Origin of the sequence: Shouchella tritolerans, from assembly GCF_025770735.1 — a bacterium.
GTDB classification, from domain to species: domain Bacteria; phylum Bacillota; class Bacilli; order Bacillales; family Bacillaceae_D; genus Shouchella; species Shouchella tritolerans.
On sequence record NZ_JAODPB010000006.1, the window covers coordinates 155,987 to 171,385 of the forward strand.

The window sequence follows — 15,399 nt, forward strand, 5'->3', positions numbered from 1 at the left end:
CAGCCTCTTTTTAATGAGGACGCTTTTTCGGTCTGTTTTTAACATGATAGCACAGATACACATTCTTACAAATTTCGTATCACTTAAAATCAGCGCATTTAGTCGCCTATTTCTTACTTACGTTCGTTGTCGTTCGAGTATGTCTTAATTTCTTATGAATAAGTCCATATCCTCTTTGATACGCAAATATAACTATAATTTTCAATTTTCTTCATGTTAATTTTCGGCTTTTTTGCTATTCCTGGGTAGATTTCGAACAAAAAGCCCCTTTTCGCTGCTGAAAAGGGGCGCATTCGCTATTCTTCACTGTCTCCGTTCGATTGTGCCTCTTGTTCCAACTCGGCTTGTTGTTGCTCCATCCTTTTCTGTGCTTCTTCTACATCGATTGCTTCGTTTATGACTTCCTCTGGCACATGAATGTCTTCTACTTCGTTAAATTGGCTATACGTGGTTGTAAGCGATTGTGTTTGCACGTCTGCTTCCTCTTCATTTTCTTGCTGGTTAGGCACCTGAAATCCTAACGTCATTGTTGTCTTTTTTTGCAACAGGGAGCTTTTGTCAATCACAATTTCGATATCAAAATCGGTTACTTCTAAGCCCATCTCTTTTGCTTGTTGGCCTCCAGCCATTTCCAAAGCCAACTCCTTTAATTCCTCGTCCTCCGTTCCTGAGGCAGAGAGGATACAGTCATCGCCTTTGTCATTTAGTTCAAGCTGATCGCTATACTGTTTCAGCATGTCCAGTTGCGCTTCAGCAGGGCGGAGGCTTTCCGCGCCCGTTATGCCAGCTTCTTCCGCATCAAACTTAATCCATTCACCTATGCTTGGCTCTTCATAATAGTAAATGCCGTCTTCAATAAACTCCCTGTTGGCATCTGTTTCTCCACTTACAGCATCGGGCTGCCTATGTTCGTTCGTTAAAGCTACCGGATCCCTTGTAAGTTGAAGGGACGCATTGTTTTCAAAATCATCGCTATGCACAGCCGTTTCTACGGCATAACTGTCCAAATTTCCCATCGCTTCATTTGAATCGGTTAACAGCTGCTCGATTTCTTCGCCAGTTGCATTGTCACCGCAAGCAGTAAGCGCCCCTGCGCTCACCAGTACCGAAACAACTGCAAGTCCATATTTTTTCATCGCCTTTACGTCCTCCTTTAAACCTTTGTTCGTTGCCACTTGTGCCACACTAACACAAGTGCCTGTAACAAAAAAAGGAGTAAGCGCCATTTCCAGCTACTTTATAGATTCGTTTGTTATTTTTGCATATTTACCATAGCTCAAGGACAGTGCTTACAACACGTACTTGCTCCAACTCGACCTTTGGCCGTTGCGGATGGATGTATACCGCATTCATTCCGAGCAAAACAGCGGGGGCGATTTCGTTAATGAAATTATCGCCAACACTGACTGCTTCTTCTGGTTTTACCTCGTAGTGGGACAGAAGTTGTTCAAAAAGGCCCATCGTTCTAGTCGGTTTTTGGGCAGATGAAATGATATGCTCAAACACGCCTTCAAGCCGTAATTCTTTAAATAAGCGCCCAACATCATCCCGGTCACTATTTGTCATCACAACCACATTTGCGTGTTTCTTCAGCTCAAGAAGCTTGTCCCGCAGCCCAGGAAGAGGCTCAAGTTGAAATTTGTCTGATACCATATATTCTTTTGTCGCTTGATAGCTGGAATAACAGTCTGTTACTCCGTAGTGTTTGGCACAAACAAATGGATACCACCAACCGTCGCCAATCGCGATCATGTCTTCAAAGTTAAACGACAATTCACCAGTATACACTTCATCGACAGAGGCCTGGTCGTACTGTTCGCCTTCCCATGTATGAGCGGCGATTACTTTTAATGTCATCGGATCAATCGTTAGAACAGCGTCACGGGCGACATCGTATGCTTTTCCAATTTGCACAACATGATTCCCTGCTTTCATCGCCTCGTAATCAAGCTGAAATTCAAGCCGGTCTTTTTTAGCAACCTTTTGTTGCAAATGGGTTGCATAAAAATCAAAATGGTCGGTCCCTTCGTATAAGGTTCCATCCAAATCAAAAACAACCAATTTATAGTTCATAAAAAACTCTCCTTTCAAGTCCCTTTCCAGTTTAAACCGATCTCATTTGGCGCGCCAGCTGTTAGCGGCAAAAAACACAGAGAATCAACAAGCTAATCTGTCGGCAACTTGTTTGTACTTTTATTTACAAATTGAAAACGGTTCACTGAGATACTTTTTTACAAGCAACCATAGTTTTTCGCATTTTGCAAACGAACTGTAAGATTGAATAGGCGTGAAACAGGGTAAGATAAAATGGAGCAATATCTTGTAAAGAAATGGAGGCTCGGAGATGAACAAGCCGTTGCTTTCTGTTATCGTCCCTTCATTTAATGAAGAGGAAAATGTTGAACCTTTTTACTTTGCTTTAAGGGAAACTCTTAAGGATACCCACTACCGCTGGGAAGTCATCTATATAGACGATGGCAGTTCCGATGGCACGCTGCCGTTGCTCCAGCGTTTATCTACTTGGCATCCACAAGTACATTATGTGTCATTTACACGGAATTTTGGCAAGGAAGCTGCTATCGTCGCAGGATTCCAGCATGCCAAAGGAGACTGTGTTGTTGTTATTGACGCTGATTTGCAACATCCGGTCCATTTGATCAAAGACCTGTTAGAAGGTTTTGAAGAAGGGTATGATCAAGTGATTGCTTGCCGTGACCGAAAAGGAGAGGGCTTTTTTCGTAGCACAGCCTCAAAACTGTATTACAAGTTCATCAACAAAATTGTCGATGTTGAGCTCGAAGACGGTGTCGGCGATTTTCGCTTGTTAAGCAGACGCGCTGTCGACGCGCTTTTGATTATGAGCGAAGGCAACCGCTTCTCAAAAGGGCTGTTTTCTTGGATCGGTTTTGACCAAAAAGTCGTTTATTACGAAAATGTTTCCCGGCAAAATGGCGAATCAAAATGGTCTTTCTCTAAGTTGGTCAATTATGGCATTGATGGAATCGTGTCTTTTAATATGAAGCCATTGCGCATTTGCTTTTACATGGGCGGCTTTATTTTAGCAGCTGCTCTTCTGTACATTTTCATTATGTTTGCTGAAATCATCCGTACAGGCATTGATGTCCCTGGCTACTTTACGATTATTTCAGCCGTGTTGTTTTTAGGAGGCGTACAGCTTGTGTCTCTAGGGATCATCGGTGAGTATATTGGCAGGATTTACAATGAAACGAAACGTCGCCCCCATTATTTAGTGAAAGAAACAAATGCGACTAAAGGAAAACGGTATGAACGAGCGCACTAACATATGGAAGAAAATCTACCACAACTCGTTTGTCCGTTTTGCTTTCGTCGGCGGAATTAATACAGGAACGTTTTACTTGCTTTACTTGCTGTTTCAGCAAGTCTTTTCGCTCCATTATTTAGCTGCCCATGTGACAGCTTTTTTACTGAGTATGATTGGCTCTTATTTTTTAAATGTATTTTTTACATTTGGCGTTAAGCCTTCTTGGAAAACATTCCTGCAATTTCCGTTGACGCAAGCTGTCAACTTTAGCGTATCGACAGTGCTTGTTTTTGTACTCGTTGAATGGATCGGGTTGCCTGCCCCTCTTGCACCTTTAGTGGCTGTCCTATTCACTGTCCCAATTACGTATATTGTCACTGCAAAAATTTTAAAACGAGATGGAGTCCAACATGAAGTTTAATTTAAGGACGTTGCTTTCTTTATTGATCGGAAGCGTGCTATTTGCAGCAGCTGCGCACGCTTTTTTCTTTTATCAGTCGGCAAACGGCCAATTCATGGTCGGTCCCAATGACGGCACAGCGCAAATGTTGCCCTTTAAGCAATTTCTGTACAGCCTGTACAGTGAAGGATCGTTCTTTTATTCCCTTCAGTTTGGCCTCGGAGGAGGGATTTTCAGCCAACTTGCTTATTATTTTGCCACAAGCACTGTATTCTTCCTTACATTTCTTGTTATCTATTCTGGCGAAGTACTTGGGCTGTTTGCTGATCCTGACACGGTCCTTTTTTGGGGGCAAGCGGCTGTCTTTGTAAACGCATTCCGCCTTGCGGCTGTTGTGTTCATTACATCACTCGTATTTTGCTATATGAACATAAAAGCCAAGTACGCCTTTATCGGAGCCGTGTTATATGGCGGAAGTGTAATGTATTTTAGACACGCTGCTTTTTGGGAATTTTTTGCGGATGCTTATTTATGGTTGCCTCTACTCGTGCTTGGCGTTGAGAAAATCATTCGCGAACAGAAACCATGGTGGCTGATTGCTGCTATTGCTTTGTCACTAGTGAACAATTTTTACTTTGCCTACATGAACTTTCTGTTTATTGGCCTTTATGCACTCTTGCGCTTTTTCTTTCCTTTGTCCGATCATGAAAGTTCAATCAAGCAACAGCTGCGCTTGTATATCCCTTCTGTTTTAATCGGCTTTTTGATCGGAGCCATCGCCTTTATACCGGCGGTTTACGGGTATGTCAATAATTATCGCCCCGCCTTTACTGATCCAATTAAATGGGTTGAATTGCATGACAACGTTTTTTATACGAGCAGGCTGCTCATTTTGCCAGCCATTTTCATCTTTTGCCTGTTTGCACGCTCTCTTTATAAACAAAAGCCTTTTCGCTTTTTTGCGTTTATGGCCTTGTTGTTTGTCGCTTTCCATTATAGCCCGATGATCGGTAGCGTCTTTAATGGCTTTTCAGCTCCCCAATACCGGTTTCAATATATGGGGTCTTTTTTGCTAGCAGCTGCCGTTGCCGTTGCCTTGCCGTCATTAAAAACATTGGCCAAACGCGACTTTTGGATTGCCTTTTTTCTAACAGGCTTCGCTTTCGCGCTCAGCTATTTATTAGGATATGAAACATCGTCCTTATTCCAATCTGGCCAAGCTTATTTGCTGATGATTAGCGCTGTGCTAACACTGGTGCTTTTGCTCTTCGTGCAAAAACATCCTAAAGTTTGGATGCCCATCTTACTTGTTAGCCTTGCCGTTTTACAGCTTGGACTTGCGAATATTTACCAAAAAGAGCGCCTCTATGAAAACGGAAACTTGCACAATACATCGGCAGCATTTTTACAAAGCCATGAGTATGACCACGACGCTCAGCGGGAGCTGCTTACAGAGGCAGTCGATGAAAGGCCTCTTTCCAGAGTGGAGTGGGTCGCTGATTTCCGCAACAACACACCACTTGTTCAAGATTTTCATGGGACGAGCGCCTATTCGAGTGTGTTAAATAAGCATCTTCTGTTCTTCTACTATCATGATTTGCAAATTGACATGAACCGAGAAAGCGTCAGCCGTTATTCGGGCTTTGGAGATCGCGCTAACTTGCATAGCTTATTCCAAGTCAAATATAAACTCGCCGATCAACATAAAGAATCGCCGATCCCATACGGTTTTTCAAAAGTGGCCAACAATGAACGCTATACACTTTACGAGAACGAAAACGTCCTTCCTTTTGCCCGTGTCTCTTCTTCGACCTATAGTGAAGATCAGCTTTCGTCGTTAAGCATCCTTGATCGGGAGCACGCCATGCTTGAAGGCATTATTGTCGAACCGGGTCTAGAGACGGCCGAGTTTACACCACAAGCCCAAAACCGTATAAACGAAGCTGAAATTGAAGCAGTAGGCGGAACATATGAAAATGGCCGATTGACTGTGACGGAAGAAATAGGGGGGATTGACATTTACATAGGTGAACGGGATGAAAGCGAGATCGATGACTACTTGTCATTTTATCTCCGGAACAATTCTGAGACTGCTCCATTATTTCAGTTAACAGTCAATGAATTCAAAACCTCGCGCAAATCCCGTGAGTCGATTTACCGAACCGATGTAAACCACATAACGATTCGTGTAGCGGCCAATGACGTATTATCGTTACGCGTCCCAGAAGGAAGCTATACATTAGACGAGTTGGCGCTTTACACAGAAACCTATAGCCGCCTTGATGAAGCAGTTGAAACGAACGAAGACATTCCTGTTCAATTGTCTTCGCGGGAAATAGCGATTGATTATGCCAATGATGAGGAGAACAAGGTGCTGGCCATACCTGTGCCTTATGAAAAAGGCTGGGAAGTGGAGGTTAATGGTGAAAAGGCTGAACTGCTTAAAGTAAACTATGCCTTTCTCGGCGTACCCTTGCAAGCAGGCGAAAATCACATCGTCTTTTCTTACTTGCCTCCATTCTTCCGCCTTTCCGCCTTTTTAACAGCCACTGGTTTGCTTTTAGCGGCTGGTTGGGCGATTGCAAGAAAAAAACAGCGATAATGCTGTTTTTTTCTTGCCTTTAAACAACGAAACTGTTATTATGGAGGTTAAATCTACAAAAAACGGCCATGGCAATATTCATATGATTATGACAAAATATTAAAGAAGGAGGATTCTTAATGAAACGAATTTTTATTGGTTATGTCGCTTTGCTCATTGGACTTGGCGTTCTGCTGCTTTACTTAGGTGTTTCAGAATTGGCAATTACTTGCACCATGTTTGTTTTACTCGTACTCGGTTCAATCCTTTCTCTACTATTCAAACCCCGCAACGCTCAAAGCTAACAATGAACCAGGAGCTAGCGATCTTTTGACCGCAGCAGAGTTGTCCGCTACAATACATGTAGCAACACTACTGGAGGTTCGACATGTCCAAAGCTACCCAAAAGAAACCACCTAATGAGACATTCGGAATGATTTTTGGCCTTTTGATTGGAATTGCCGTTAGTATTGCTTTAAATAGCATCCCACTTGGAATCGTTATTGGCATTGTTGTCGGTACAATGGCAAGTTTTTATTCAAAAAAACAGAAACCAGACAAAGATTAACCGGCTCATTTCAGGCCGGTTTATATTGTAAAAACGCTAACAGCTAGTTTAATGGTTGCTCACCTTCTATTCGGATGCTCATTCTCGTTCTTCCCCCAGCTGACAAGTGTTCTCTATTAGTCTAAGTGATGGTTAGGGCCGGTTATTTGTGAATGTCTGCCTTTTTCAGCGCATAAACATAGGTTCATACCATTTATGCGAGGAGGTAAACTATGTTTAAAAAACGGGCCGCTCCCTCTTTCTCGGGCCCTCCACCTACTCCATCTGCTGGGCCAGTGACGCGGGGAGCAAGTTCGCCAACTGTATCCAAAGAGCAGCGGGCTGAGTTGCAGCAATTTACCCAATTGTCTTACCAATCAGTGGCGGAATATGAGCAGCTTCGCAGCCAAGCGCCTACGCAACACTTGGCTTCTCTTATTGATGCGACCATTGAAGAAGAAAAAAATCATTATCAAACGCTGGTTCATGCTTACAAGCAATTAAGCGGCAAAGACCCTACTATTACCGAACCTACCTTACCTCGAAACGACTATATACCGGCTTTAAAAGCGGCGTTTGAAAAAGAACAAGCTGCAGCTTATGCGTTTGAACAGGCGGCTCGCTTTGCCCCTCACCCTGCTTTGAAAGAAATGTATGCTTCTCTTGCTCGTGATGAGCAGCGACATGCCTTATGGCTACTATCTTTCTTAACGATCTACAGCACTGGCGGAATTTCATATTAAAAAAAGCTAGAAGCGGTTCGCTCTAGCTTTTTAGCTCGATTCGTTCTGGCACCGTATAGACATTCATCGAGCGATTGCGAATAAAACCGACTGTTGTTATGTTCAATTCCTCGGCAATTTGCAGTGCCCTATCGGTTGGGGCCGATTTGGACAGAACTAGCTCACAACCGATTTTAGCCACTTTAAGAATAATTTCCGCTGACAGCCGGCCGCTAAAAACCACTAATTTGCCTTGCAGGGAAAGCCCGTTTTGCAAACAATGGCCGTAGAGTTTATCTAAAGCATTGTGGCGGCCGACATCTTCCCGCATGAGAAGCAGTCCATCCTTCGCCGCCAATGCTGCATTGTGGACACCGCCTGTTTGCTGAAATGTACGTGCATTTTCCTGGAGCTCCGCCATTAACCGGAAACAATCGCCAGCATTTAGCTTCACATCTCTTGTTTGCACTTTCTTCGCTGTCTTTGCATCGGCCGCAAAGACGAACCCTTGCCTGCTCATCCCACAGCATGATCCCATATACCGTTTTGTTTGCAAGTGCTGGTGCAAGCGATCTATTGGCCGTACTAGTTCAATATGGATAAACCCTTGCCTATCATCGATCCATATCGTCTTTACTTCCTCATACGCTCGGATAAGGCCTTCGGAAACTAGAAATCCAATGGCCATTTCTTCCAAATAGGTTGGCGTACAAACAAGCGTAGCAAACTCCTCACCGTTGATTTTCAGCGTTACAGGCTGTTCCCTCGCAATGGGATCGTCTATCCGCAGTGGCTCTCCTGCCTGAAAACGCCATATTTGTCTTGATGTTTGTATGTTCTTTTCCATAGGCATAACCGTTATTTCCTTTTCCAGATAAGCGGAAGCGCGCAAGCAAGAGCGCCTGCCGCTAACATGTACCACTTTCCTTGTGCAGGTTGGCGCTTTGGTGCATTCCGACGGGTAACGGGTTCGGAACGCTCGTGCATCGTTTGGTTTTCTTCTATGTCTTCCTGATTGATGCCCAATCCTTTTACGATTGCAAGCAGCACATTCATTCCTTCGATCACTTGCTCGTCTCTCAACGCGCGGAGCAAACCGGCAAAGCCTCCACCTTGGCCCTCAACATGTTCATAATCGGCAACTTTTTCAATGCTTGAGTTGATTTTATAAACGATTGGTTCCAAGTCTGCCATTCTCACTGTACCCAATGCTTCAACGAGTAATAACATGTTCTTGAGCGACTGTGTCACATTGGGATGATCAAGTGCTATTACAATTCGCTCCAATATTTTATCGCTTTGGCCTATTGCGCCGTGGGCGATATCAAGCGCCCCCTTTTCGTGGATACGGCCAAGGAGCTTTACGGCGGACTCGATCGCCTCCTTGTTGTCTAAAAAAGCGTCTTCCAGCTCTTTTAAATCGTTTTGGCGCTTTTCTGCTGGGTCTATTTCAAGCTTACGGATGACCGTCGTCGCCTTAGCCATTGGTCTGCGCTCTCCTTTCCTTTACCACATCGCCGGGAAACACATAATCCTTTCGGGCCCACTTTTCTTGAACGCGCACGCCTATTTGTGGCTGAGGATTGCCATAGCGGTGGTTCGTCTTTGGAAGTGGGTTATTGCCTTGTGGCTCTAACACTTCCATTTTAGCAGCTACCTCTTTATAAGCAGGCGTGTCGGTGTCTTTGTCTGAATGAGAGCTTGTCAAATAATTGATTGCTCCCTCTCCGCTCGTGTTCATCGGCAAATAGACTTCTTTTCCTGCGACTCGTTCAGTGACAATGCACCTTACTTTCACGCTGCCGTATGGCGATGTAAGCCGTACTTTTGTGCCATCCGTAATGCCCCGGTCTTTAGCAAGCTCCTTCGATACTTCTAAAAATACTTCTGGCGTTTTTCCGCTGATCGCCTTCGATTTATACGTCAGATTGCCTTCATGGAAATGTTCAAGCAACCTTCCATTGTTAACGTGAATGTCATACTCATCCCCAAATTCAAGCGGCTTCGTCCATGCAACCGGGTATAGGCGGGCTTTTCCTTCTGGCAGCGGGAATTTGTCTTTAAACAGCAAAGGTGTATCTGTGCCATCTTCTGCAACTGGCCATTGCAAGCTGTTGTAGCCTTCAAGGCGGTCGTAGCGTACGCCAGCAAACAATGGCGCTAGCGATGCTGCCTCGTCCATAATCTCAGATGGATGTTTATAAGACCAAGCGGCACCAAGGCGATTGGCAATGTCTCGGATAATCATCCAGTCAGGGCGAGAATCGCCAAGTGGTTCAAGGACTTGATATAGCCTTTGCACACGCCGCTCCGTATTTGTAAATGTCCCTTCTTTTTCAAGGCTCGGGCTTGCTGGCAAGACTACATCGGCGAATTGGGCCGTTTTCGAAAAGAACACGTCTTGGACAACAAAAAAGTCCAGCTTTTCAAAAGCAGCTTGCACATAGTTGGCATTTGAATCGACTATGCCCATGTCCTCGCCTTTTAAATAGAGGATATTCAACTTCCCTTCATGGATCGCGTCGACCATTTCATGGTTATTCAAGCCAGGTTCTGCTGGGATTTTAACACCCCATTTTTGTTCATAGCGCTGGCGCACCTCGTCATCGCTAACAAATTGGTATCCAGGGAACCGATCAGGCATGCTGCCAAAATCACTAGCGCCTTGGACATTGTTATGGCCTCGCAGCGGGTAAGCTCCTGCGCCTGGCTTCATATAGTTGCCTGTAACAAGGAGTAAGTTTGAAATGGCTGTGCTCGTATCGCTTCCGCCGCCATGTTGGGTAACGCCCATTGCCCAGAGAATGCAAGTTGTATCAGCCTCGTGGATGGCTGTAGCAACCGCAATCATTTCTTCTTTTGACAAATTTGTTGCTTTTTCGGCGTAATCGAGTGTATATACGGCTAAGCTGTCAATAAATGTTTCCACATTGTTGACATGCTTTCGCAAAAACGCTTCATCGTGCCAACCTTGGTCAATGATGTATTTCGTCACAGCAGACAGCCACACGAGGTCGCTGCCTGGTGCTGGCTTAATAAATACATCCGCACGTTCAGCAAGCTCATGCTTGCGAATGTCGGCGACAATCACTTTTTGCCCATGTAGTTTTTGCGCTCGTTTCACCCGTGTTGCCAAAACCGGATGTGATTCTGTTGTATTGGAACCAATGGAAATAACCAATTTTGCTTTTGCGATATCTTCAATTCCCCCTGAATCGCCGCCGTAGCCGACAGTGCGCCACAATCCTTTCGTCGCTGGAGACTGGCAGTAGCGGGAACAATTGTCGATGTTATTCGTGCCAACTACAGCTCTTGCCAATTTTTGCATCAAATACGATTCTTCGTTCGTACATTTAGACGAGGAAATGAAGGCGAGTGAATCAGGACCGTTCTGATCGATCGCTTCCTTAAATTTACGAGCGATAACGTCGAGCGCCTCTTCCCAATTCGTTTCGCGGAATCCGTCCCCTTCACGAATCAATGGTTTTGTTAATCGTTCCTCACTATTGACAAAATCCCAGCCGAATTTGCCTTTGACACAAGTAGAAATGCCGTTTGCCGGTGCTTCAGGTTGTGGTTCGACTTTTAAAATCTGTCTCCCTTTTGTCCACACATCGAATGAACAACCTACGCCACAGTACGTGCAAACAGTCTTTGTTTTATTGATCCGCTCTTCTCGCATAATCGCTTCTACATCGGAAACAGCCATTAATGATTGATAGCCTGTTTCTACATTCTTTGTAATGTTAATCATCGGCCGCATTGAATTTTCCTTAATCGCTGTTAAATACCCAGCCTCACCTTCCATGCCAACTTCCATCATTGCATTGCAAGGACACACCGTTGAACAGTGTCCACAGTTGACACAAGATGATTCGTCAATGGGTGAGTGTTTATCCCAAATAACGCGTGGCCGTTCTAAACTCCAATCAATCGATAGTGTTTCCGTTACTTGCAAGTCTTGGCATGCTTCAACACAGCGCCCGCATAATATGCACTGGTCTGGATCATAGCGATAAAATGCGTTACGCTGTACTTCTGCCTTTTTTGAAGAATGTTCCGTTTCCTGGTGTGTCATCTTCATTTCTTTGACCGCATTATGTATCTCGCAGTTGCCGTTATTGTAATCGCATACCGTACAATACAGTTCGTGATTGCCAAGAATGCGGTCCATTGCGATAAATTGAGCCTCATGCACGCCAGCGTTTTTTGTATTAATCGTATCGCCAGGCTTGATATCTGTCGAGCATGAGCGGACAAATTCGCCGTTTACTTCTACAATACAAGTGTCGCACGTTTCGATCGCCCCTAAACTTGGATGATAGCACAGGCTAGGCACTTCCACTTTTTTCTCCGCTAGGAAAGTGAAGAGTGAGCGTGCGTTTGTAACCGTTTCCTTTTTCCCGTTCAACGTAACTTCGAACTGTCTGGCCAATTTTTATTCCCCCCTTATTTCCTCTTTCCTCCCCTACCCGCAAAATCCTGCAATAAAACCTAGACGTTTTCCGCTTATGAAACCGTTTTAAAATGGAAGCGACTGGGTATACGGGTAACGATGAAAGGAGGGCCATTTATGTATAACAACACACTGGCCAAGCTAGACTCTCAGGCGAAACAGAAACACGGGCTGCTCCACTCTTCTCCACTGCGTTATTTTCTTGCTGCCATGCTTGCCGGTGCTTATGTTGGCGTCGGCTCGATTGTGCTTTTTTCTGTCGGCGATCCACTCTATCAGGTCAGCTCACCATTTTTGTCTGTCGTGACTGGCGCTACGTTTGGACTTGCTTTAGCACTCGTGCTCTGGGGTGGCTCAGAACTTTTCACAGGCAACCATTTAATTTTTACTGCCAGCTCATTAAGTGGTACCACCACTTGGAAACAAACAGCCTCAATTTGGAGTTGGAGCTTTGTAGGCAATTTAGTCGGCGCGTTGCTGCTCTCGTATCTCGTCTTCCTTACTGGCATTTTTGCTGACGCTGGGGCCAATCATTATATGATGTCTCTTGCGGCCGATAAGATGAATGCGCCTCTATACGAGTTGTTTTTCAGAGGCATCCTCTGCAATTGGATCGTTTGCCTCGCGATTTGGACTTCGCTCCGAGCGGAAGGCGACATCGCCAAACTTTTTCTCATTTTTGTGCTCATTTTTGCCTTTATCGCATCCGGTTTCGAACATAGTGTCGCCAACATGTCTCTTCTTGGTATGGCCCTGTTCCATGGCGGCAGTGATATCGTCACAATTGGCGGATTTTTTTATAATTTGATTCCTGTTACGATCGGCAATGTCATTGGTGGCTCTCTGTTTGTCGCTGGTGCTTATGTAGCCATTAGCCAAAAAAAGAATGAGTCGTCTCGGAAACAAGTTGACAAAAAAAGCGGTTAAAACCTTGCAGTGTTTGCAAGGTTTTAACCGCCGCTTACAGGGGGGATAAAAGCCACGACATCCCCTGCCGTCAGCTCAGTCGACTGGCTCGCAAACTCTTCGTTTACTGCAACCATTGCATCGTTCAGTGAAGCGGGAGAAAGTCGATGCATGTCGATGGCCCACTCCGTCAATTCTTCTACTGTCCTTCCAGCAAAATCAACTTTTGTTTCTGCCCGGCCAGCTTGTTCGGCTAGCCCGGCAAAAAAAAGAACTGTAATCATGTTGTCCCCCTTATGTATACCGTTTGGTTTCAAGCTGGTCGCCAATCCACGAACTGCCATCTTCCCAAATTTCTTTTTTCCATATTGGCACCATCGCTTTTATCCGTTCCATTGCGTATGCATTGGCCTCATACGCGGCCTGTCGATGTGGTGAACTGACTGCGATCACGACCGCTGCTTCAGAAATATCGAGAACGCCGAGCCTGTGTACAATCGCTACATTTGTACCTGGCCATCTTTCGTTTATTTCAGCGCCAATCCGTTTCAGCATTTTTTCAGCCATTGATTCATAGGCGATGTATTCCAGACGCACTGTTTTTTTGCCATTGGTAAACTCACGGACAGTGCCGATAAAAGTGGCGATCGCTCCGCAGTTTCTGTCGGTCACTTGGTTGATTACCTGTTGGACATCAATCGGTTTATCGGTTAACTGAAACACTAAAAATAAGCCCCGCTTTCTAGAATTTGCTTTTTCAAGTATGGAATATAGCGTTGATGTTCATTGATGCCAAAAACAGGAAACGCCCTCTTTTCCTTGTTATTGCCCCAATCGATGGCGCACTGTACTTGTTCCAACTCGAGAAGGGGCCAGTCGCCGTCATCGCACAGCAAAACGACTTTTGGGTACGGAGCGTTTTTCCACCCCTCTACTAAAATGACGTCTGGTTGATCGATAAGCACTTGAAGCTGCAACAATTGCGCAAGCGTCCATTCCCGCTTTTTCGCAACGATTTTTAATACGCCATCTCCCTCGACCGAGCTCCCATTGGCTCCGGCAAGAAGAAACCGGTCACTGTCTGTGCTGCCCGCAGGCGCTCCCCCATGGCCATGGTGCTTCAGGCAGGATACCCCCATCCCTTCATTGCGAAGGACCGCAATTAATTGCTCCATTAATGTCGTTTTGCCTGCATTTTTGTAGCCTACAACTTGGAAGATACGGCAACGCTTCCCCACGGCCATTCACTTCCTTGTTGTTCACCTAAAAGCAATATATCCACTTCCATACCAGATTGATAGCCACGCGTCCCCCCAGGCAACATCATCAACACATCTGCTTCAGCAAGAGAAATGACCGACCCTGACTTGTCGAGGCCAGAGGGCGCTACTTTATGAATGCCATCTTCTTCTGAAAGAGTACCGCGCACCAATCTTGTAAATGGGTTCGGTTTTGGAAAATCAACCGCTAAAATCGCTTTGCTCTTTTTCAAATGGATGTTTTGAGCTTGAAGGCTACGCCGGATGAGGGGGCGGACAAACAACTCGCAGCCAACAAAACAAGCCCCTGGATTGCCTGACAAACCGAAAAACGGCTTGCCGCCAACATGAGCCGCTGTTGTGACACTTCCTGGCCTCATTGCTACTTTGTTAAAAATTTGCTTGGCGCCTATTTTCTCAATTAGTTGAGGCACAAGATCAAAATCACCGACAGAAGCCCCTCCAGTTGTAATAACAATATCGACTTCTTCAAGCATATTGCGCACTGCCTGCTCACATAGATTGAGATCATCTGGTAGCTGTCCATATATAACAGGCTGTCCACCTGCTTGCCTTACTTGGGCTGCAATCATATACGCATTGCTGTTGCGGATTTTCCCAGGCGTTAGCGGTTCGCCGACTTCCAACAGTTCGCTTCCCGTCGACAAAATGCCAACGGTTGGCTGAACGGCCACAGGCACGTGGTTGTATCCAAACGTCGCCAGTAAAGCGGCGACGCCTGGATGGATATAGCTACCTTTTTTGACAAGGGCTGTCCCCTTTCGCGTGTCTTCTCCTTGAAAAGAAATATTCGTGTTCGCTGCAAAGGGGCGAACAATGGTGATATAGCCATCGCCCTCTTCTTTAACGACTTCAAGCATCGCTACGGCATCACAACCGTTCGGAATTTTTGCCCCTGTCATAATGCGCACCGTTTCCCCTGCTTTCACGTCTCCTGTAAAGACAGTCCCCGCACCAATCTCACCAACTGTTTTTAAACGCACTGGGTTTGTTCGACTTGCTTGCGCCGTATCCAACGAGCGAAGCGCATAGCCATCGTACGGCGAACGGTCAAAAGAAGGGACGTCGTGGTCCGCAACAAGATCAGCAGCCAAAAAACGTTGCGTGGCATCTAGAAGTGGGACTGACTCTGTACGAACAGGGACATCCATTTCTTGCAATACACGCTCTACTGCCTCTTCGATTTGAATCGGCAATCTTCGCTCTACCATTTTTTACCTCCTG

At 45.4% G+C, this 15,399-nt stretch carries 16 protein-coding genes; 7 read left to right on the forward strand and 9 right to left on the reverse strand.

Annotation, left to right across the window (positions count from 1 at the left end):
- Positions 1-296: 296 nt before the first annotated feature.
- A complete protein-coding gene (locus N6H06_RS18765; RefSeq protein WP_263707698.1) occupies positions 297-1,136 on the reverse strand; it encodes a DUF6612 family protein in 840 nt (279 codons plus the stop codon).
- A gap of 130 nt (positions 1,137-1,266) precedes the next feature.
- Positions 1,267-2,073 (reverse strand): HAD family hydrolase, encoded by an 807-nt coding sequence (locus N6H06_RS18770; protein WP_213029549.1) that lies wholly within the window; start codon positions 2,071-2,073, stop codon positions 1,267-1,269.
- Positions 2,074-2,344: 271 nt separating this feature from the next.
- On the opposite strand from N6H06_RS18770, the gene N6H06_RS18775 reads away from it, so the two are divergent.
- The 6 genes from N6H06_RS18775 (at position 2,345) to N6H06_RS18800 (ending at position 7,554) form a co-directional block, all read left to right on the forward strand.
- Positions 2,345-3,301, forward strand: a complete 957-nt coding sequence (locus tag N6H06_RS18775) for a glycosyltransferase family 2 protein (RefSeq protein WP_062750353.1) — start codon at positions 2,345-2,347, stop codon at positions 3,299-3,301.
- Positions 3,285-3,704 carry a GtrA family protein gene (locus tag N6H06_RS18780; RefSeq protein ID WP_062750354.1) on the forward strand — a complete coding sequence of 140 codons (420 nt, stop codon included), beginning with the start codon at positions 3,285-3,287 and terminating at the stop codon, positions 3,702-3,704. Before N6H06_RS18775 ends, N6H06_RS18780 begins: the two co-directional genes overlap by 17 nt.
- Complete coding sequence (locus tag N6H06_RS18785; protein ID WP_263707699.1) at positions 3,694-6,285, forward strand: YfhO family protein; 2,592 nt, start codon at positions 3,694-3,696, stop codon at positions 6,283-6,285. The genes N6H06_RS18780 and N6H06_RS18785 overlap by 11 nt, the downstream gene beginning before the upstream one ends.
- A gap of 119 nt (positions 6,286-6,404) precedes the next feature.
- A complete protein-coding gene (locus tag N6H06_RS18790) occupies positions 6,405-6,569 on the forward strand; it encodes a hypothetical protein (RefSeq protein ID WP_157730329.1) in 165 nt (54 codons plus the stop codon).
- 83 nt (positions 6,570-6,652) lie between these two features.
- Positions 6,653-6,832, forward strand: a complete 180-nt coding sequence (locus N6H06_RS18795; protein WP_062750356.1) for a hypothetical protein — start codon at positions 6,653-6,655, stop codon at positions 6,830-6,832.
- A gap of 212 nt (positions 6,833-7,044) precedes the next feature.
- The gene (locus tag N6H06_RS18800) at positions 7,045-7,554 is read left to right on the forward strand and encodes a ferritin-like domain-containing protein (protein ID WP_062750357.1); all 510 of its coding nucleotides are present in this window, start codon (positions 7,045-7,047) and stop codon (positions 7,552-7,554) included.
- A 22-nt stretch (positions 7,555-7,576) separates the two neighbouring features.
- On the opposite strand, the gene fdhD is transcribed toward N6H06_RS18800, so the two are convergent.
- The 3 genes from fdhD to fdhF are packed head-to-tail and all read right to left on the reverse strand — an operon-like array spanning position 7,577 to position 11,968.
- A complete protein-coding gene (gene fdhD / locus N6H06_RS18805) occupies positions 7,577-8,380 on the reverse strand; it encodes a formate dehydrogenase accessory sulfurtransferase FdhD (protein WP_213029589.1) in 804 nt (267 codons plus the stop codon).
- A gap of 11 nt (positions 8,381-8,391) precedes the next feature.
- The gene (locus N6H06_RS18810) at positions 8,392-9,018 is read right to left on the reverse strand and encodes a DUF1641 domain-containing protein (protein WP_062750358.1); all 627 of its coding nucleotides are present in this window, start codon (positions 9,016-9,018) and stop codon (positions 8,392-8,394) included.
- Complete coding sequence (gene fdhF, locus N6H06_RS18815) at positions 9,011-11,968, reverse strand: formate dehydrogenase subunit alpha (protein ID WP_213029551.1); 2,958 nt, start codon at positions 11,966-11,968, stop codon at positions 9,011-9,013. Before fdhF ends, N6H06_RS18810 begins: the two co-directional genes overlap by 8 nt.
- Positions 11,969-12,106: 138 nt before the next feature.
- Between fdhF and N6H06_RS18820 the strand changes: the two genes are divergently transcribed.
- A complete protein-coding gene (locus N6H06_RS18820) occupies positions 12,107-12,916 on the forward strand; it encodes a formate/nitrite transporter family protein (protein ID WP_062750360.1) in 810 nt (269 codons plus the stop codon).
- A gap of 23 nt (positions 12,917-12,939) precedes the next feature.
- Here N6H06_RS18820 and moaD read toward each other — a convergent pair whose 3' ends face one another.
- From moaD to N6H06_RS18840, 4 genes are read right to left on the reverse strand one after another with little or no spacing between them, the layout of a single operon-like run.
- Complete coding sequence (moaD, locus tag N6H06_RS18825) at positions 12,940-13,179, reverse strand: molybdopterin converting factor subunit 1 (protein ID WP_062750361.1); 240 nt, start codon at positions 13,177-13,179, stop codon at positions 12,940-12,942.
- Between the two features lie 10 nt (positions 13,180-13,189).
- A complete protein-coding gene (locus tag N6H06_RS18830; RefSeq protein WP_062750362.1) occupies positions 13,190-13,618 on the reverse strand; it encodes a molybdenum cofactor biosynthesis protein MoaE in 429 nt (142 codons plus the stop codon).
- Positions 13,618-14,133: a molybdopterin-guanine dinucleotide biosynthesis protein B gene (gene mobB / locus N6H06_RS18835; protein WP_263707701.1), complete on the reverse strand. Its 516-nt coding sequence runs from the start codon at positions 14,131-14,133 to the stop codon at positions 13,618-13,620. The genes N6H06_RS18830 and mobB overlap by 1 nt, the downstream gene beginning before the upstream one ends.
- Positions 14,100-15,386 (reverse strand): molybdopterin molybdotransferase MoeA, encoded by a 1,287-nt coding sequence (locus N6H06_RS18840; protein WP_263707702.1) that lies wholly within the window; start codon positions 15,384-15,386, stop codon positions 14,100-14,102. The genes mobB and N6H06_RS18840 overlap by 34 nt, the downstream gene beginning before the upstream one ends.
- Between the last annotated feature and the right edge of the window lie 13 nt (positions 15,387-15,399).